Here is a 17,207-nt window from a genome sequence, read left to right as displayed (position 1 = left end):
TGTCGGCGGGCGGGCTTGACCAGGGGGGGCGGGCTTGACCGGGCGGGCGGTTCTGGCGGGCGGCCTTCAGTGAGCCACCGGCAGTCTCACCACGGCCCGCAGGCCCGGTTCCGCGTCCTCCAGGTGCACCGTGCCGCCATGAGCCCGGACGGTCTCCCGCACGATGGCCAGCCCCAGCCCCGTCCCGCCCTCGTCGCGGCTGCGGCCGGAGTCGAGCCGGGTGAAGCGGTTGAAGACGCGCTCGCGGTCCTGCTCGGGAATGCCGGGGCCGTCGTCGGTGATCGTCAGCACGCCGTCGGCAGTCAGCGCCACCTCGATCTTGGAGGTGGTGTGGCGCGCCGCGTTGTCCATGAGGTTGGTCAGCACCCGGCTAAGGTCGAGGGCGTCGCCGCGGACCACGACGGGGTCGCAGGCCGTCAGGCGGGCCTCGGCGTACCGGTCCACGGTCTGGCGCACCACGTCGTCCAGGTCCACCGGCTCGCGCCGCGCGGGCGCGCCGCCGCGTTCGTCCAGCCTGGCCAGCGCCAGCAGGTCCTCGGCCAGCCGGGACAGCCGCATGGTGTCCTCCAGCACGCCCTCGGCGGTGTCCGGCCAGTCCTGCCCGTCGGGGTGGCCGAGCGCCACTTCGAGCTGCAGCCGGATGCTGGCCAGCGGGCTGCGCAACTCGTGCGCGGCGTCGGAGATGAGCGCCCGCTGGCGCTGCTCGGCCTCCTCCAGCCTGGCCAGCATGTCGTTGAGCGTGGTGGCCAGCGAGTGCACCTCGTCACGCGACTGCGGCACCGGCAGCCGGCGCGACCTGGCCGTGTGCGTGATGTCCGCCGCGCCCCTGCGCAGCGCCGCGATGGGACGCAGGGTGCGGCCGATCATCAGCCAGCTCGCCACCGCCAGCAGCACCATCAGCGCCGGCGTGCCGACCAGCAGCACCCGCGCCGCCGTGCCCAGGCTGGTCTGGATCTCGCCGACGGGCCGGGCCGCCACCACCGTCTGCCCCCGGTCCGCGCTGATCACGACGACCCGCAGGAACCCGGGGATGGCGTACGGCCGCCCGTCCAGCTCCGTCGCCTGACCGTGCCGCAGCACGTTCGCCCTGGTCTTGGCGTCCAGCAGCGGCACCAGCCGGTCGGCGCCGTAGGTGACGTGCGTGATCCGCCCGCGCGCGTCGATGACCTGCACGATCGTGCCGTCGTGGGTGGTGATCGGGCTGGTCAGCGTGCCCGCGTCGGCCGCCACGCGCACGGCCTGGGCCTGCTGCCTGGTGGACTCCTCCACCGTGTCCATCAGGGCCCGGTCCAGCACGCTCAGCAGCACCGAGGCCGACAGCGCCAGCGCCAGCGCGAGCACCGCGGCGGCCGCCGCCGTGAGCCGGAAGCGCAGCCCCTGCCGCCGCCACCAGACCAGCGGGGACTCAGCCACCGTCGCCCGCCAGCCGGTAGCCCGCGCCGCGCACGGTCTGCAGCGCGTTCCTGCCGAACGGGGCGTCGATCTTGCGGCGCAGGTAGCCGACGTACACCTCGACCACGTTCGGGTCGGTGTCGAAGGTGTCCCACACGTGCTCCAGGATCTCCGACTTCGACACCACCTCGTCGCGCCGCCGCATCAGGTACTCCAGCAGCGCGAACTCCCGCGGCGTCAGCTCGATCGAGCTCTCGCCCCGCTCCACCCTGCGGCGGGCCGGGTCCAGCGACAGGTCGCCCGCCAGCAGCACCGACGGCCGCCGCCCCGCGTCGCGCCGCAGCAGCGCCCGCAGCCGGGCCACCAGCACCACGTACGAGAACGGCTTGGTCAGGTAGTCGTCGGCGCCCAGGTCGAGCCCGTCGGCCATGTCGTACTCGCCGTCCTTGGCCGACAACATCAGGATCGGCACCCAGTTCTCCTCGGCGCGCAACTGCTTGCACACGTTGTAGCCCGACAACCTGGGCAACATGATGTCCAGCACCACGACGTCGTAGTCGCCCTGCCTGGCCGCGTGCAGCCCGTCCTCACCGTCGTGGGCGAGGTCCACGGCGAAGCCCTCGGCCTGCAGCCCCCGTTGCAGCGCCGCCGCCATCCGCCGCTCGTCCTCGACGACAAGTACTCTCATGTGGCAATTCTCCTGTTCCCGCCCTGAGACCACGCTGAGAGGCTGAGAGCCGTCTCAGGCCGGACGGACCAGGGCCGCGCCATGCACTCTAGCCAGCTCAGGCAACCGCACAGTGCCGGCATAGTGCCGGCACAGTGCCGGCGGGGCACCGGACTCCGGGGCTCAGGGCTGAGAGTCGTCTCAGGCTGTCTCAGGGTTGCCACAGGAACCATGACGCAGGCTTTGGGCATCGACATACCGTTAAGGAGTGAGATGCGAAGAGGCACGTTCGTGAGGTGGGGAGTCCCGATCGCGGCGGCGGCCGTGATCGGAGCCGCGATCGGCGCCGGCCCCGTGATAGCCGCGGTGAGCGGGGAGCCTGTGCTGCCCGAGCGCTCGGCGGCGCAACTGCTGGCCGACGCGGCGGCCGCCACCAGCAAGGAAGGCGGCATCCCGCCGATGTCCGGGACCGTACAGCAGACGGCCTCGCTCGGCCTGCCGGCGCTGCCGCAGACCGGCTCGGCCTCGCCGCTGAGCCTGCTGTCCGGCTCGCACGAGGTGAAGGTCTGGTACGGCGCCGAGGACAAGCTGCGCGTGGCCATGCCGACCCAGCTCAACGAGACCAACCTGATCGTCAACGGCGGCCAGGGCTGGTACTGGGACAGCGCCACCAACACCGCCACCAAGCTGACCGTCAAGAAGGGCGAAGGCGCGCCGCACAAGAGCACTCCGGTGCCGCAGCCGACCGACCTGACGCCGCAGCAGCTGGCCGAGAGGCTGCTGGCCAAGGCCGACGAGCACACCGCCGTACGGGTGATCAACACGGCGGAGGTGGCGGGCCGGCCGGTCTACCAGCTCGTGTTGTCGCCCAAGGAGGAGAGCTCCCTGGTGCAGGAGATCAGGGTCGCGCTCGACGGCGAGACCTACGTCCCGCTGCAGGTCCAGGTGTACGCCAAGGGCTCGGCCGAGCCGGCGTACCAGGTGGGCTTCACCCAGGTGACGTTCACGCCCCCGGCGGCCGAGAACTTCACCTTCACCCCGCCCGCGGGCGCCAAGGTGGAGGAGAAGACCCTCGGTGAGGACATGAAGATCGAGGAGCACGCCGAGGAGCGTGCCGAGCACGCCAAGGACGTCGCGGGCGACATGAAGGTCGTCGGCGACGGGTGGGGCAGCGTGGCCGTGGTGCCGTTCTCCCTGTCCGACCTGACCAAGCAGACCCCGACGCCCGAGAACTCCGAGAGCTCCGAGGGCTCTCAGGGCTCCCAAGGCGACGGCGGGCCCTTCGGCGGCACCGCCGACCCGAAGGCGGTCCTGGACGGTGTGCTCAAGTCGGCCACCCCGGTGAGCGGCACGTGGGGCTCCGGCAAGCTGATCAGGACCAAGCTTGTCACCGCCCTGCTGACCGATGACGGCCGGCTGCTCGTCGGCGCGGTCACTCCGGAGGCGATCACCAAGGCGGCGGGCACCAAGTGACCGTCGTCACGCAGGAAGCGGGGGCGCCCTTCGGGGCGGCCCCGCCCTCCGGGGACTCGGCGATCGTCACCGCGGGGCTGACCAAGCGCTTCAGGGGCGGCCAGATCGCCGTGGACACGCTGGACCTGGCCGTGCCGCGCGGCTCGGTGTTCGGCTTCCTCGGGCCCAACGGCTCCGGCAAGACCACCACGATCCGCATGCTGCTGGGCCTGGTGTCGCCCACCGAGGGCGAGTACTCCGTGCTCGGGCTGCCGCAGGCCCAGGCCCTGCCCAAGGTGGGGGCGCTGGTCGAAGGGCCGGCGTTCTACCCGTACCTGTCGGGCGCGGCCAACCTGACGCGCTTCGACGCGGCCGACCCGACCGCGCGCGGCGGCACCGCCAAGCGGCGGATCGCCGAAGCCCTCGAACGGGTGGGCCTGTCGGCCGCCGCGGGCAAGCGCTACCGCAACTACTCGCTCGGCATGCGCCAGCGGTTGTCCATCGCGGCCGCGCTGCTGGGGCCGCGCGAACTGCTCATCCTGGACGAGCCCACCAACGGGCTCGACCCGCAGGGCACCCGCGAGGTACGCACGCTGGTCAAGGAGATCGCCGCGGACGGCACCACGGTGTTCGTCTCCTCGCACCTGCTGGCGGAGGTCGAGCAGATGTGTACGCACGCGGCGATCATGCGTACCGGGAAGCTCGTCGCGCAGGGCACCATCGCCTCGCTCAGCAGCGGCCTGGTCACCCGGATCAGGGTGGAGACACCCGACGCCGACGACGCCGCGCGCGTGCTGACCGAGACCGGCCTGGCCGACGTGCGGGCCGAGGGCCGCGAGGTCACGGCGGAGCTGGGCGGGCACGCGCCGGAGCGGGTCAACGCCGCGCTGGTGGGTAAGGGCGTGGCCGTACGGGGGCTGGCCGTGGTGCGGCCGAGCCTGGAGGACGTGTTCGTGGGACTGACAGGGGAGGGCTTCGATGTCGACGGGTGACGGCGCGACGTCGGGAGCGACGCCGGCTCGGGGGACGACGCCGGCTTCGGAGGCAGGTTCGGCCGCGCGGACGGCGTCGGGCGTGGCAACGGCGACGGCCACGGGGGCGGCATCGGATGTGGGGGCGGCGACGGCTGCGGGGGCGGCGTCGGCCGCCGGCACGGGTGGCGCCACCACGGCCACGCTCGGGCGGCGCACGCCCGGCCTCGTGCCGGTGACGGAGACCATGCGCACCAGCGAACGTCACCCGCCCGAGCCCCCGCCCTCCTCCTCCTCCGACGGCGATCGCGAGCGCGACGCCGCGCCGAGGGGGGCCACGAGGGCGGTGTGGGCGTTCTGGCGGCTGCTCGGCTCGGAGTTGCGCCTGACCTTCCGGCGCCCGCGCAACCTGGCCATGCTGGCGGTGCTGGCGCTCGTGCCGGTCGTCGTCGGTGTCGCCCTGCGCATCGCCGGCGGCTCCGGCGGCCCGGGCGACGAGATGGGCGGGATCATCGCGGACGTGGCGGGCAACAGCCTCATGCTCACGTTCGTCTCGTTCTCGTTCCTGGTGCTGCTGCTGATGCCGGTGGCCGTGAGCGTGGTGGCGGGCGACTCGATCGCGGGGGAGGCCGGGGGCGGCACGCTGCGCTACCTGCTGGCCGCGCCGGCCGGGCGGACCCGGCTGCTGGTGGTCAAGTACCTCAACGCGGTCGTCTACGCCTACGCCGTGACGGCGGTGGTGGCGCTGTCGGCGCTGGTTACCGGGGTGGTGCTCTTTCCCGCCGGGGACGTGACGCTGCTGTCGGGCACCACGATCTCGTTCGCGGAAGGGCTGGTGCGCATCGCCATCGCGGTCGGGTACGTCGGAGCCGGCATGGCGGCGCTGGCCGCCATCGCGCTGGCGGTGTCCACGTTCACCGAGGTGCCCATCGGGGCCATCGCGGGCACCCTGGTGCTGGTCATCGTCTGCCAGGTGCTGCGGGCCATCCCCGACCTGGACGTGATCGCGCCGTACCTGCTGCCCACCTGGTTCACGAACTTCGACGCGGTGCTGCGCAGCCCGATCGACACGGGGGCGCTGGGGGAGGGGCTGCTGGCGTTCGGTGCGTACATCGCGCTGTTCGGCTCGATCGCGTGGGCGCGCTTCTCCGGCAAGGACATCACCTCCTGACCACCCCGCCGCACGGGCCGCGCGAGGGGGAGCGCGGCCGAGCGGAACCCCTCACAAGCCAGCCAGGCCCTCACAAGCCAGGCCCACGCAAGCCGGGACCGCCGCAAGCCGGGGCCGGTGGGTCAGCCAGGCATCGGTGCGAGAGCCACGGGCCCGGCGCGTCGGTCATCCGCGCGCAGGGCCCGTGAGCTTGTGTCCGGGCTTCAGGCCGACGGGCGGTGGCTCTCAGGCTGAGGGGCGGTGGCTCAGGCGGAGGGGCGGGCGCTCAGGCTGAGGGGCGGTGGCCTCAGGCCGACGGGCGGCGGCGCAGGCCCAGGACGCCGATGACGACGCCGATGATGCCCACGACCAGCCCGGCCCCGCCCAGCAGGCGGGCCGTGCCGTCCGACGACGACGCGGCGGCCACGGGCGCCAGCGAGGGCGCGCCGGAAGGAGCCGTGGTGGCGGCGGCGGTGGTGGGAGCCGTGGTGCCGTTCTCGGCGGCGGCGGGCACCAGCTTGAGCAGCGGCGCCGGGTGCTCGGCCTCCGTGCCGTCCGCCTTAGGCGCCTCCGACCAGTCCACCACCTCACCGCCCGAGTACGTCTGCTTCGTCGGGAACAGCAGCGAGTCCACGTCCTTGGGCAGTTGCCCCATGGACACCTCGAACTCCTGGAACTCCCCGGGGTTGATCTTCCCGCCCTCCCAGACGACCTTGGTGACGGCCTCCTCCAGGTCGCCGTACTCGGTCTTGACCGGCTTGGGCAGCTTGCTCTCCGTGACCTTGACCTCCCACCCGGGCACCGGCTTGACCGACACGAAGGCCAGCGGGTGATCGACGGGGAAGGACACCTCGATCTTGGTGGTCGAGGCGTCGTCGCGCTCGTTCGGCACCCGGAAGGCGACCTTGGTGAACGCGCCCTGCTCGGCGGTGCCGGGCTGGATGGTGACGTGGGCCAGCGCGGGCAGGGCCAGGGCGGCGGTGAGCGCGGTGGTGGCGGCGAGCACGGTCGCCGCACGGCGTACGAAGGACATGCGAGAACTCCACTTGGTGATGGGGGGATGAAAAGGGGTGTCGGACGGTCAGGCGGGAAGTGGAGGACCACGCCTGGCCACGCTGTGCCGGAAGCCCGGCTGGAGCGGGACCACCCTGGTGAGCACGATGGGCGCGCACGCCGGCGACACGGGCGCGGCGGCCGGGGCGAGCAGCACGGTGAGGCGGCGGCCGAGGCGGCGCAGCAAAGACCACAGCGCGGCCTCGCCGCGTGACAGCCACAGGCCGGTGATCACCGTCGCCGTGAGGTGCGTGAGCAGCATGCCGGCGTTGACCGCCAGGCCGCCCTGGGCGTGCCCGTGCACCGAGACGTAGGCCGCGCCCTCGCCCGCGAACAACTCGTGCAGCCCGAGTTGCGCCCCCACCAGCATCAGGTTGATCGTGCCCGCCGAACGCTCCCTGCCGCACAACGCCAGTCCCAGCGCGGCCACGCCCGCCAGCCCGAGCGCGGCGGTCTGCGGCGCGGGCGCCGCGCCACCGCCGAAGACGTGGGCGAGCGCGGCGAGAGTCACGCAGACGGCGGCGAAGGCGGCCGTCCGCGCGAGCCGGAGGGGAAGTCGCGCGCGCATGGGTGTGCCCCATGCTCTCACGGGGCAGGGTCCCAGGAGACCTCGAGTCCCAAGCTGCGCAATGCCTGGTCCGAAAATGGCATTTGTCGCTAGGGTCGTGCCGACCCACGTTGACATAGAGGTGAGAACGTTGCGGCACTTAGCTGGTTTGCTCATCGGGCTTGTGGTAACGGCGGCAGTGCTGGGCGGCGGCGGGTGGGCGGTGCAGCAGGCCGTCGGAAACGCCGCGGCCACCCCGCCCGACAACCAGAAGATGTGGATCGCGCTCGGCGCGATGGCCGCCGTCGGACTGGTCTTCGGGCTCGTGATGGCCGGCCGGGTCTCGCCGCTGGCGACGTTCGTGCCCTCCATGGTGTTGCTGGCCTGGACGGTCGTGTACGCGCTCGACGTGAACCGGGCGCTGTCCTTCATCCCGGCCGAGCCCTCGGTCCACCAGATCGTCAGGGACGCCGGCTTCGGCGCCAAGACCTTGCTCACGACGGGCGTGTTCGCCCTGCTCGGCGTGGCCCTGTTCATCCCCGTGCTGATGCCGTCGCGCTGGTCGCGCCGCGACGACGAGATGGACGAGGACTACGAGACCACGCCGGAGGGCAGCTACTACTGAGCGGGCTACTGGGAGGCGGGACTGCCCGAGGTGTAGAGGCGGGTCACGACCTCCTCGATGGAGGACTGGTCGGGCGCGGTGGCCATCAGCTCCTCCAGGCTGCCGTCGAAGGCCAGCCGCCCGTGGTCGATCAGCATGACCCGGCGGCACAGGCGTTCGATGTCGCCGAGGTCGTGCGTGGTCAGCAGCACGGTCGTGCCCCGCTCGGCGTTCTGCCGCCCCAGGAAGTCCCGGATGGCGGCCTTGCTGACCACGTCCAGCCCGATCGTCGGCTCGTCGAGGACGAGCACGTCGGGCTGGTGCAGCAGCGCCGCCGTCAGGTCGCCGCGCATCCGCTGCCCCAGGCTGAGCTGGCGCACCGGAGTGCGCAGGAATGGGCCCAGATCCAGGGTTTCGGTCAGCTCGCCGAGCCGGGTCAGGAAAGTGGCGCGGTCCACCCGGTACAGGTGGCGGATCAGCTCGAAGCTGTCGCGCAGCGGCAGGTCCCACCACAACGTCGTACGCTGCCCGAACACCACGCCGATCCGCCGCGCCAGCGTGGTGCGCCGGCGCGAGGGGTCCAGCCCGGCCACCCGGACCTGGCCGGAGGTGGGCGTCAGGATGCCGCACAACATCTTGATCGTGGTGGACTTGCCCGCGCCGTTGGGGCCGAGGTACCCGACGAACTCGCCCGGCGCGACGGTGAACGACAGGTCGCGTACGGCGTGGACGACGTTCTTCTTCACCTTGAACGAGCGGCCTGCCCGGTCAAGCTCGATCATGTGCTCAACTCCCCGTTGATCGGTAGTGCCGGACGCCCTGCCGCCAGGCCAGCGCGGCCAGCAGGGCCAGGACCAGCGCGGCGGCCGGTCCGAGGAAACGCATGAACTCGGGTGTGCCGAAGGGGTCGTCCCGGTCCAGGACGTACAGGCCGGGCTGCCAGTTGACGAACGCCAGCGGCAGCGCGTAGGTCACGCCCGCGACCAGGTCACGGGCGTAGACGCTGAACGGGTACTGGGTGAGCTGGTTGCTGCCGTAGGTCAGCGAGTTGACCACCTCGGGCGCGTCGGTCAGCACGAACTGCACCGCGCCGGCGATCGTCCACAACGCCGTGTAGATGACGATCCCGGTGATCACCATGACGGGGATCATCCAGGCGCGCTCCCACCCGACGCCGAGCGCGGTGACCGCGTAGCCGAGCACGAGCGCGGCCTGCAGGATGCGCCCGATCCTGGTGGGCATGAAGCGTTCGGCGGCGAGTTGCAGCCACGCGCTGACCGGCCTGATCAGGAACGTGTCGAGGGTGCCCGCCTTGATGTGCTGGCTGGTGCGGTCGAGGTTGCTGACGAAGGTGTCGCAGATGGTGAAGGCCAGGTTGGCGGCGCCGTACAGGAACAGCACCTCCTCGCGGGAGAAGCCCGCCAGGGTGGTGGTGTTGGCGAAGATGACCAGGATCACCGCGACGTCCGTGCCTGCGAGCAGGAAGCCGAGCACCGTCATCAGCGCGAACGAGACGGGGTACGCGGCCGCGGCGCGGGTCGAGACCCAGATCAGCAGGAAGTACGTCCTAACCACCCTGGATCACCACCTTGTGGCGGATCGCCCTGGTGCCGAGCCAGCCGAGCCCGAGCAGGGCCACGGCCCAGAACGCCTGCAGCGCCAGCGTGTCCGCCACCGGGGCCTTGCCGAGATAGAGGTCGGTGGGCAACTGGACCATGGCGGCCCAGGGCAGCGCCCTGGCCAGTTCGCCGAACCAGCCGGGGAACAGGTGCAGCGGCACCATCATGCCGCTGAAGAAGGTGGTCAGGACCATCGACAGGATCGCGACGCCGCGATCGTCGAGCAGCCAGGCGACCGACAGCGCGACCAGGTAACGCCAGCCGAAGCTGACGAGCAGGGCGAGCGCGAAGCCGGCCAGGAAGGACAGCCACTGTCCAGGGCCGGCGGGGAAGTAGAGGCCGAACAGGGCCGCGCCGAGCAGCGTGGGCGGGATGCCGCGGACCAGGAACAGGTAGGCGGCCCTGCCCATGTCCTCGGCCAGCGCCCAGAGTTGCAGCGAGGCCGGGCGCACCAGGTCGAGCGCGATGTCGCCGCTGCGGATGCGTTCGGGAAGGGTGAGGCCGCCGCCCATCAGCTGCATCGGCCCGATGAACGCCTGGGTGATGAAGCAGAAGGTGATGGCGTCGGTGATGTCGTAGCCCGCCAGGCCGGGGCGGGCCTGCCAGAGGGCGATGAGGATGTAGGCGCGCAGGATGCCGAAGACGCTGTTGGTGAACGCGCCCGCGAGTGCGGCGCCGACGTAGGTGGCGTGCTTGCGGAAGCCGTACCGGACCAGCCGGGCATAGAGCGGTATGGTTTTGCACCTCCAGGGTGTGATGGCACGGTTGCGGACCGTGTTTGGACCCGCGCACGGGTCTGCCGGTGGGAAGCACGGAATTATCCACGGCGGGGCCGGCGACCGGCAACGGAATTAAGGGGCCGCGGACTGCCGGGCGTTCATTGTGCCGAAATATCCGCGTAAGGGATGAGATACTTACTCACCGGTAGGATGATCTTGAGAGGGGGAAGAATGGCCCTGTAAGGGGGTTTTATGCGGATAGACAGGAACGTGGTGCCGGAGTATCCCGTGAGCTGGCAGGCCCGCGCGCTCACCGGTCTCATGCGCGGCACCGTCAAGCCGGCCGGCACCCTGCTGTTGCGCCATCCGCTCGCCCTGGTGGGGGCCGCCCGCCTCGGTGATCTGGCGCGGGTCGCGCCGCCACGTCCCGATCATGTCGCGATCGTGCCCGCCGCCTTCTCCTCCTGTGGTGGCGAATGGGTGCGCGGCGGGCAGGGGCTCGACGAGCGCAAGGCCGTGCTGTACTTCCACGGCGGGGGTTATTTCTCGTGCTCGCCGCGTACGCACAGGTCCATCACGTGGCGGCTGTCGGTGGCGGCCCGGCGGCCGGTGCTGGCGCTGGACTACCGGCAGGGCCCGGTGCACAAGCTGGCCGACTCACTGGCCGACGCGCTGGACGCCTATGACTGCCTGCTGCGGCGCGGCCACGCGCCGGGGGACATCGTCGTGGCGGGGGACTCCGCGGGCGGTCATCTGACGCTGGCGACCCTGCTGGCACTGCGCGACAGGGGGCTGCCGCTGCCCGCGGCGGCGATCTGCCTCTCGCCGTGGGCCGACCTCACCGACGTGCCGCGCCGGGCCAACCGCTTCCAGGACCCGATGGTGTCGGCGGGGCGGGTGCGCTGGCTGGCCCGCCGGTGGACCTCCGGGCTCGACCCGTGGGACCCGCTCGTCTCGCCGGTGCACGGGGACTTCACGGGACTGCCGCCGCTCATGATCGTGACGGGCTCGACGGAGGTGCTGCGGGACGAGGCCCGGCGGGTGGCGCGGCGGGCGCGGCTGGCGGGCGTGCCGGTCAGGTACGAGGAATGGCCCCGCATGCCGCACGTCTTCCCGATCCTGGCCGACGTGCTCCCCGAGGCGCGACTGGCATTCCGCCACATGTCCCAATTTTTGAGGATGGTGGCGGATCTGTCCGAACCCATGGGAGGCTCGGCGGCGGCCTGACCGGATTGTGATGATCGGCACACATCGAGACTGAGGAGCAGTGTAAGGTTAGGTATACCTAACTATGTAATGTCAGGGGGCTGTCCAATGGCGGACAACCGTACGGACCACCACCGGGGGGTCGTCCAGCGCACCGAGCGCATCTCGCGTCACATGGTCCGGGTGGTCGTCGGGGGCGACGGGCTGGCCGAGTTCGCGACCACGGGGCTCACCGACCACTACGTCAAGCTCGTCTTTCCGGTCGAGGGCGTCGAATATCCGCAGCCGTTCAGCGTGAAGGGCTGCCGTGAGACCATGCCCCGCGAACTGTGGCCGAAGTTGCGGACCTACACCGTGCGCGCCTGGGATCCCGACTCCCGTGAACTGACCCTCGACTTCGTGGTCCACGGCGACGAGGGCCTGGCCGGCCCCTGGGCGGACCGGGCCGGGCCGGGTGACGAACTGCTCATGCTGGGACCCGGCGGCGGATACGCACCCGACCCCGAGGCGGCCTGGCACCTGCTGGTGGGCGACGAGAGCGCGCTGCCGGCCATCGCCGCCGCGCTGGAGGTGCTCCATGACGGCGTGCCCGCGCGGGTCCTGATCGAGGTGGACGCGCCCGAGGACGAGTTGAAGCTCGGGACGGCGGCCGACGCGCGGATCACCTGGATCTACCGGGGCGACCGGCCCGTGGGCGAGAAGCTGGTGACGGCGGTGCGCGAACTGGACTTCCCCGAGGGCGACGTGCACGCGTTCGTGCACGGTGAGGCCGGGTTCGTCAAGGAGTTGCGCCGCCACCTGCGCCTGGAGCGGGGGGTCGGGATCGACCGGCTGTCGATCTCCGGCTACTGGCGGACCGGGGTGGACGACGAGGGGTGGCGTCAGGTCAAGGGCGACTGGAACCGCCAGGTCGAGGCCGAGGAGGCGGCGGCGATCGCCTCCTGAACGCATGAGTGGGCCGCGCCGGTGCTGGGGGTAACCGGCGCGGCCCATCGCCGGGGAACCATCCCATGCCCTGGAGGTGGCCGGCGAGTCCATGAGTTGTCAGTGCGCGAACTGCTCTTCCTCGGTCGAGCCCGTCAGCGCGGTCGTCGAGGAGTCCGGCGCCACGGCGGTGCTGACCAGGTCGAAGTAGCCGGTGCCGACCTCACGCTGGTGCCTGGTGGCGGTGTAGCCGCGCGACTCGGCCGCGAACTCGGCCTCCTGCAGTTCGACGTAGGCGGTCATGCCGTCGGCGGCGTACCCCTGGGCCAGGTCGAACATGCCGTAGTTCAGCGAGTGGAACCCGGCCAGCGTGATGAACTGGAACTTGTACCCCATGTGCCCCAGCTCCCGCTGGAACTTGGCGATCGTCGAGTCGTCCAGGTGCTTCTTCCAGTTGAACGACGGCGAGCAGTTGTAGGCGAGCATCTGGTCCGGGTGCTCGGCCTTGATCGCCTCGGCGAACGAGCGGGCCACGTCCAGGTCGGGCGTGCCGGTCTCCATCCAGAGCAGGTCGGAGTACGGCGCGTACGCCAGGCCGCGCGCCACACACGCCTCCAGCCCGTTCCTGACCCGGTAGAAGCCCTCCGGGGTGCGGTCGCCGGTGGTGAACACCTGGTCGCGCGGGTCCACGTCGCTGGTCAGGAGCGTCGCGGCCTGTGCGTCGGTCCGCGCGACGACCAGCGAGGGCACCCCGGCGACGTCCGCGGCGAGGCGGGCGGCGTTCAGGGTCTTGACGTGCTGGCCGGTCGGGATCAGCACCTTGCCGCCCAGATGGCCGCACTTCTTCTCGGAGGCGAGCTGGTCCTCCCAGTGCACGCCCGCGGCGCCGGCCGCGATCATGCCCTTCATCAGCTCGAACGCGTTGAGCACACCGCCGAAGCCGGCTTCCGCGTCCGCCACGATCGGCGCCAGCCAGTGCGGCGCCTCGACGCCCTCCGACCAGGTGATCTGGTCGGCGCGCAGCAGCGCGTTGTTGATCCGGCGCACCACGGCCGGCACGGAGTTGGCCGGGTAGAGGCTCTGGTCCGGGTAGGTGTGCCCGCCCAGGTTCGCATCCGCGGCGACCTGCCAGCCCGACAGGTAGATGGCCTTCAGCCCGGCCCTCACCTGCTGCACCGCCTGGTTGCCGGTCAGCGCCCCGAGGGAGTTGACGTAGTCCTCGGTGTGCAGCAGGCTCCACAACCGCTCGGCGCCCAGCCGGGCCAGGGTGTGCTCCTCCTGGACACTGCCGCGCAATCTCACCACGTCTTCCGCGCTGTAGGTGCGCTCGATGCCCTCCCAGCGAGGGTTGTTGTCCCATTCGTCCTGTAGCTGCTCGGCAGCTCCCTTGAGGCGATCGATCATGATTCACTCCTTTGTCGTCCCCTGGGGGCTCACGCCGAGTCTCTGCCCTTGGAGGCAGTGTCAATAGGCTGTGGCGAGGAGAAGAACCACGAAAATTCTCCCTGCGTACATTGCTGGGCGGTATTCAAGGGCGAAGAAATCGCAAGTTTTACCGTTGGACTAGACCAATCGCCTGGCGAGAACGCGCGCCGATCGACCTGCCAACCGTGGCCCGAGAAGGCTAGAAAATGGGCCGAATTTCTGTCTAAGATTCCGCTATGGCGTCCTTGGTAGGTGAAGAACCGCTGTCTTTGACGCAGGAGCTCGATCTGATCGCGTTTGGCCAGCGCCTGCGCCACCTGCGGAAACAGCGCGGGCTCACACTGTCCGACCTGGGCTCCCGCGTCGGCAGAGCGCCCAGCCAGCTGTCGCTGCTCGAGAACGGCAAGCGCGAGCCCAAGCTCTCCCTGCTCAAGTCGCTGGCCAGCGCCCTGGCCGTCCCCGTCGAGGAGCTGCTGCGCCGCCAGCCGCCCAACCGCCGCGCCCAGCTGGAGATCGCGCTGGAGGAGGCCCAGCGCGACCCCATCTACGCCGGGCTCGGCCTGCCCCGGCTGAAGGTCTCCGCGCGCGTGCCCAACGACGTGCTGGAACACCTCCTCGGCCTGTACGGCGAGCTGCGCGCCCGCCAGGCCCGCGGCACCGCCACGCCGGAGGAGGCCAGGGTCGCCAACGCCGAGTTGCGGCGCCGCCAGCGCGAGGTGGGCAACTACTTCCCCGAGATCGAGAAGGCCGCGGCCGAGGCGCTGGAGGCGGTCGGCTACCGTACCGGCGCGTTGTCCCAGAGCATGATCCAGAGCCTGGTCACGCACTTCGGCTTCACCGTGCACACCGCACAGGACCTGCCCCGCTCCGTACGCTCCATCACCGACCTGCGCAACCGCCGCATCTACGTCAAGCACGAGCAACTCGGCATGCACACGCCGCGCACGATCCTGCTCCAGACGCTCGGGCATCTCGCGCTCGGCCACGACAAGCCCCGCGACTTCGCCGACTTCCTGCGCCAGCGCACCGAGGCCAACTACTTCGCCGCCGCCATCCTCGTCCCCGAGAAGGCCGCCGCCCCCTACCTCCAGGAGGCCAAGTCCGACCGGGCGCTGTCGGTGGAGGACCTGCGCGACGTGTTCGCCGTCTCCTACGAGATGGCCGCGCACCGCTTCACCAACCTGGCCACCCACCACCTGGGCCTGGTCTGCCACTTCGTGCGCAACGACGCCGGCGGCACCATCTACAAGGCCTACGAGAACGACGGCATCGTCTTCCCCGCCGACGAGCAGGGCGCCATCGAGGGGCAGCGCATGTGCCTGCAGTGGTCGGGGCGGCAGGTGTTCTCCTCACCCGACCGGTTCTCGGTGTTCTACCAGTACTCCGACTCGCCCACCGGGACCTACTTCTGCATCGCGCACGTGGATCCTTCCCGCGAGCGGGACTTCGCGATCACGCTCGGCGTGCCGTACAAGGAGTCGCGCTGGTTCCGGGGCCGCGAGACCACCAACCGCACCAAGTCCGGCTGCCCGGGCGGCGACTGCTGCCGCCGCCCGCCGGCCGAGCTTTCCGAACGCTGGGAGGGGTACGCCTGGCCGTCCGCTCGGGCGAACTCGCACGTGCTGGCCGCGCTGCCGCCCGGGTCGTTCCCGGGGGTGGACGAGGCCGACGTCTACACCTTCCTGGAACGGCACGCGAACGGCTCGTGAGCGGTCACTCGATCTTGGCGAGATCGATCACGTGGAGCCGGTCTCCCAGCGTGTAGCTGAGCAGCCGGCCGGTGTCGTCCTGGGAGGGCAGGCTCATGAACTGGCCTTCCTGGCGCAGGCCCAGATCGCCGGACTCGCCGGTGTCCAGGTCGTAGAGACCCGCGCCGTCGCCGAACGTCGAGACGTAGAAGCGGTCCTGGGAGGGCGAGCGGGGCTGGAACACCAGGCTGGGCGCGAGCTTGTGGGCCGAGCCGTCCCGGTGCCGGAAGAAGCCCTTGCCCTCCTCGGTCGTCCCGACACAGATCGTCACACCGCACTCATCGAGGTCCTCGCCCTGCTTGGTGACGGCCGACCTCTTCTCGCCCGTCTCGACGTTCGTGATCTGGGCGTACACGGTGCCGTGGGGCTCGCCGCCGCGCCCGGGGGCGCCGATCCACGGCCAGGTGAGCAGGTGCATGCCGGCGTCGCCCGTGACCGGCGTCACCGTGCCCCCGCCGAGGGGGACGGAGAAGACCCCGCCGGCGTAGAAGGAGAACACGACCTTGCCGTTGGTGATCTCCAGCACGTCGATGCCGCTGCCGTCGTCGCCCGCCGGGAGGCTCTGGCTGCCGATGGTCTCGGTCTTTCCGCCGTCCAGGGGCGCGCTCCACAGGTGGACGCGGCCTTTGCCCAGGGTTCCCCAGGCCACCCGCCCGGCCCTCACGGCGAAGTTGCCGGCATAGCCGTACCTGTCGGGGTCCGGCATGGTGGCGATCTCGCGGGATGTGCCGTCGTCCAGGCCGTAGGCGTACAGGGCGGCGGCCCGCCCGACTTTTGCCGTGGAGGTCACCAGCAGCAGCGTCTGATCGTCGATCAGCGTGATCGGCTGCCACGTCAGGCCGCCCGGCCCCTTCACCGGGATCTTCTTCACGGCCTGCGGCCACACTTCCTCCACGGATGCGGGCGGCTTGGGGGACAGCGGCCGCGTGGCGGTCACGGCGGTGATGGTGTCGCCGCCGCGTACCACGGCCAGTGTGCCGCCCGCGACCAGCACGACAGCCGCCGCGGCCAGCACCGCCCTGGAGCGCCGCCGCCTGCGCCGGTGCACTCCCTCCAGGTGCTCGGGCAGCAGCGGGGGCAGCCCTGGAGCCTGCTCCGCGGCCTGGCCGAACGTCCTGCGCAGGGTCTCCTCAACGTCGGTCATCGGGCGTTCCCCCTCGTCATCGGCCGGGCCGGGGCGGTGGTGCGGAGTTTGTCCAGAGCGCGGGCGGCCTGGCTGCGTACGGTGCCGCGCGAGATGCCGAGCACCGCGGCGATCTCGGCGTCGTCGAGCTGCTCGTAGTAACGCAGCACCAGCACCGCCCGCTGCTTGCGCGGCAGCCCGGCCAGCGCCTGCCACATGTTGCGCTCGTCGCCGGCGGGCAGCCGGTCGTGGTGCTCGACCTCCGGCAGCTCCCAGGCGAGCAGCTCGCGCCGGCGCAGCCGCCAGGCGGCGATGTGCAGCCTGGCCATCGTGGTACGCGCGTAGCTCTCCGGATTGTCCTTGTGCCGCAGCCGGGGCCAGGCGGCGCGCACCTTCAGCAGCGCCTCCTGGACCAGGTCGGCCGCGTCGTGCGGATTGCCGGCCAGCACGTAGCCGTAGCGCAGCAGCGCGTCGCCGCGTTCGGCGACGAACTCCGCGAAACGCGGATCAGCTTCCAACACTCCAAGCCCTTCGTCGTTCCGTCACCTCCCAGAGGAACAATGCGGGCCAACTGTTGCATGAGGGCCGATGGGGGCCGGCGTCCGGG

The 17,207-nt window shown here is 71.1% G+C and carries 17 protein-coding genes; 7 read left to right on the top strand and 10 right to left on the bottom strand.

Translation table 11 applies throughout. The annotated features are described in order from the left end of the window. Positions 1-66: 66 nt before the first annotated feature. The gene (locus AB0I81_RS04720) at positions 67-1,413 is read right to left on the bottom strand and encodes an ATP-binding protein (protein ID WP_360649863.1); all 1,347 of its coding nucleotides are present in this window, start codon (positions 1,411-1,413) and stop codon (positions 67-69) included. Next, positions 1,406-2,080 (bottom strand): response regulator transcription factor, encoded by a 675-nt coding sequence (locus AB0I81_RS04715; RefSeq protein ID WP_360649860.1) that lies wholly within the window; start codon positions 2,078-2,080, stop codon positions 1,406-1,408. The genes AB0I81_RS04720 and AB0I81_RS04715 overlap by 8 nt, the downstream gene beginning before the upstream one ends. A gap of 252 nt (positions 2,081-2,332) precedes the next feature. Between AB0I81_RS04715 and AB0I81_RS04710 the strand changes: the two genes are divergently transcribed. From AB0I81_RS04710 to AB0I81_RS04700, 3 genes are all read left to right on the top strand, one after another. Further along, positions 2,333-3,532 (top strand): DUF2092 domain-containing protein, encoded by a 1,200-nt coding sequence (locus AB0I81_RS04710; protein WP_360649857.1) that lies wholly within the window; start codon positions 2,333-2,335, stop codon positions 3,530-3,532. Beyond that, positions 3,529-4,503 carry an ABC transporter ATP-binding protein gene (locus tag AB0I81_RS04705; protein ID WP_360649854.1) on the top strand — a complete coding sequence of 325 codons (975 nt, stop codon included), beginning with the start codon at positions 3,529-3,531 and terminating at the stop codon, positions 4,501-4,503. Before AB0I81_RS04710 ends, AB0I81_RS04705 begins: the two co-directional genes overlap by 4 nt. 82 nt (positions 4,504-4,585) lie before the next feature. Continuing rightward, entirely contained in the window at positions 4,586-5,653 is a 1,068-nt protein-coding gene (locus tag AB0I81_RS04700; protein ID WP_360649851.1) for an ABC transporter permease, read from the top strand. Between the two features lie 286 nt (positions 5,654-5,939). Here the strand turns inward: AB0I81_RS04700 and AB0I81_RS04695 are convergent, their stop codons facing one another. Together AB0I81_RS04695 and AB0I81_RS04690 are read right to left on the bottom strand one after the other, a co-directional pair. Next, positions 5,940-6,665 (bottom strand): YcnI family protein, encoded by a 726-nt coding sequence (locus AB0I81_RS04695; protein ID WP_360649848.1) that lies wholly within the window; start codon positions 6,663-6,665, stop codon positions 5,940-5,942. 48 nt (positions 6,666-6,713) lie between these two features. Further along, positions 6,714-7,253: an MFS transporter gene (locus tag AB0I81_RS04690; RefSeq protein WP_360649845.1), complete on the bottom strand. Its 540-nt coding sequence runs from the start codon at positions 7,251-7,253 to the stop codon at positions 6,714-6,716. Positions 7,254-7,416: 163 nt separating this feature from the next. Here AB0I81_RS04690 and AB0I81_RS04685 point away from each other — a divergent pair, with 163 nt between their 5' ends. Next, entirely contained in the window at positions 7,417-7,857 is a 441-nt protein-coding gene (locus AB0I81_RS04685; RefSeq protein ID WP_360649842.1) for a hypothetical protein, read from the top strand. Positions 7,858-7,862: 5 nt separating this feature from the next. Here the strand turns inward: AB0I81_RS04685 and AB0I81_RS04680 are convergent, their stop codons facing one another. From AB0I81_RS04680 to AB0I81_RS04670, 3 genes are read right to left on the bottom strand one after another with little or no spacing between them, the layout of a single operon-like run. Then, a complete protein-coding gene (locus tag AB0I81_RS04680; RefSeq protein WP_360649839.1) occupies positions 7,863-8,618 on the bottom strand; it encodes an ATP-binding cassette domain-containing protein in 756 nt (251 codons plus the stop codon). Between the two features lie 4 nt (positions 8,619-8,622). Beyond that, the gene (locus AB0I81_RS04675; protein WP_360649836.1) at positions 8,623-9,411 is read right to left on the bottom strand and encodes an ABC-2 family transporter protein; all 789 of its coding nucleotides are present in this window, start codon (positions 9,409-9,411) and stop codon (positions 8,623-8,625) included. Next, complete coding sequence (locus AB0I81_RS04670) at positions 9,404-10,069, bottom strand: ABC-2 family transporter protein (RefSeq protein WP_360650206.1); 666 nt, start codon at positions 10,067-10,069, stop codon at positions 9,404-9,406. Before AB0I81_RS04670 ends, AB0I81_RS04675 begins: the two co-directional genes overlap by 8 nt. 357 nt (positions 10,070-10,426) lie before the next feature. Here AB0I81_RS04670 and AB0I81_RS04665 point away from each other — a divergent pair, with 357 nt between their 5' ends. After that, positions 10,427-11,401 (top strand): alpha/beta hydrolase, encoded by a 975-nt coding sequence (locus AB0I81_RS04665; RefSeq protein ID WP_360649833.1) that lies wholly within the window; start codon positions 10,427-10,429, stop codon positions 11,399-11,401. A gap of 87 nt (positions 11,402-11,488) precedes the next feature. Then, positions 11,489-12,325, top strand: a complete 837-nt coding sequence (locus tag AB0I81_RS04660) for a siderophore-interacting protein (RefSeq protein WP_360649830.1) — start codon at positions 11,489-11,491, stop codon at positions 12,323-12,325. A gap of 99 nt (positions 12,326-12,424) precedes the next feature. Here AB0I81_RS04660 and aceA read toward each other — a convergent pair whose 3' ends face one another. Beyond that, positions 12,425-13,708 (bottom strand): isocitrate lyase, encoded by a 1,284-nt coding sequence (gene aceA / locus AB0I81_RS04655; protein WP_360649827.1) that lies wholly within the window; start codon positions 13,706-13,708, stop codon positions 12,425-12,427. 257 nt (positions 13,709-13,965) lie between these two features. Between aceA and AB0I81_RS04650 the strand changes: the two genes are divergently transcribed. After that, on the top strand, positions 13,966-15,438 hold the full coding sequence (locus AB0I81_RS04650) for a helix-turn-helix domain-containing protein (protein ID WP_360649824.1): 1,473 nt from the start codon (positions 13,966-13,968) through the stop codon (positions 15,436-15,438). A 4-nt stretch (positions 15,439-15,442) separates the two neighbouring features. On the opposite strand, the gene AB0I81_RS04645 is transcribed toward AB0I81_RS04650, so the two are convergent. After that, positions 15,443-16,621 (bottom strand): hypothetical protein, encoded by a 1,179-nt coding sequence (locus AB0I81_RS04645; RefSeq protein WP_360649821.1) that lies wholly within the window; start codon positions 16,619-16,621, stop codon positions 15,443-15,445. Beyond that, entirely contained in the window at positions 16,618-17,121 is a 504-nt protein-coding gene (locus AB0I81_RS04640) for a SigE family RNA polymerase sigma factor (RefSeq protein ID WP_360649818.1), read from the bottom strand. The genes AB0I81_RS04645 and AB0I81_RS04640 overlap by 4 nt, the downstream gene beginning before the upstream one ends. Positions 17,122-17,207: the final 86 nt, after the last annotated feature.

This window comes from Nonomuraea sp. NPDC050404 (genome assembly GCF_040655495.1).
GTDB lineage: Bacteria > Actinomycetota > Actinomycetes > Streptosporangiales > Streptosporangiaceae > Nonomuraea.
The sequence above is the reverse complement of the archived record's forward strand: the minus strand, read 5'-3'. Positions and strand labels throughout refer to the sequence as shown.

Coding starts and splice junctions, on each gene's coding strand:
- AB0I81_RS04715 (WP_360649860.1), bottom strand. CDS start 2,080: ATGAGAGTACTTGTCGTCGAGGACGAGCGGCGGATGGCGGCGGCGCTG.
- AB0I81_RS04710 (WP_360649857.1), top strand. CDS start 2,333: ATGCGAAGAGGCACGTTCGTGAGGTGGGGAGTCCCGATCGCGGCGGCG.
- AB0I81_RS04695 (WP_360649848.1), bottom strand. CDS start 6,665: ATGTCCTTCGTACGCCGTGCGGCGACCGTGCTCGCCGCCACCACCGCG.
- AB0I81_RS04690 (WP_360649845.1), bottom strand. CDS start 7,253: ATGCGCGCGCGACTTCCCCTCCGGCTCGCGCGGACGGCCGCCTTCGCC.
- AB0I81_RS04680 (WP_360649839.1), bottom strand. CDS start 8,618: ATGATCGAGCTTGACCGGGCAGGCCGCTCGTTCAAGGTGAAGAAGAAC.
- AB0I81_RS04665 (WP_360649833.1), top strand. CDS start 10,427: ATGCGGATAGACAGGAACGTGGTGCCGGAGTATCCCGTGAGCTGGCAG.
- AB0I81_RS04660 (WP_360649830.1), top strand. CDS start 11,489: ATGGCGGACAACCGTACGGACCACCACCGGGGGGTCGTCCAGCGCACC.
- aceA (WP_360649827.1), bottom strand. CDS start 13,708: ATGATCGATCGCCTCAAGGGAGCTGCCGAGCAGCTACAGGACGAATGG.
- AB0I81_RS04650 (WP_360649824.1), top strand. CDS start 13,966: ATGGCGTCCTTGGTAGGTGAAGAACCGCTGTCTTTGACGCAGGAGCTC.
- AB0I81_RS04645 (WP_360649821.1), bottom strand. CDS start 16,621: ATGACCGACGTTGAGGAGACCCTGCGCAGGACGTTCGGCCAGGCCGCG.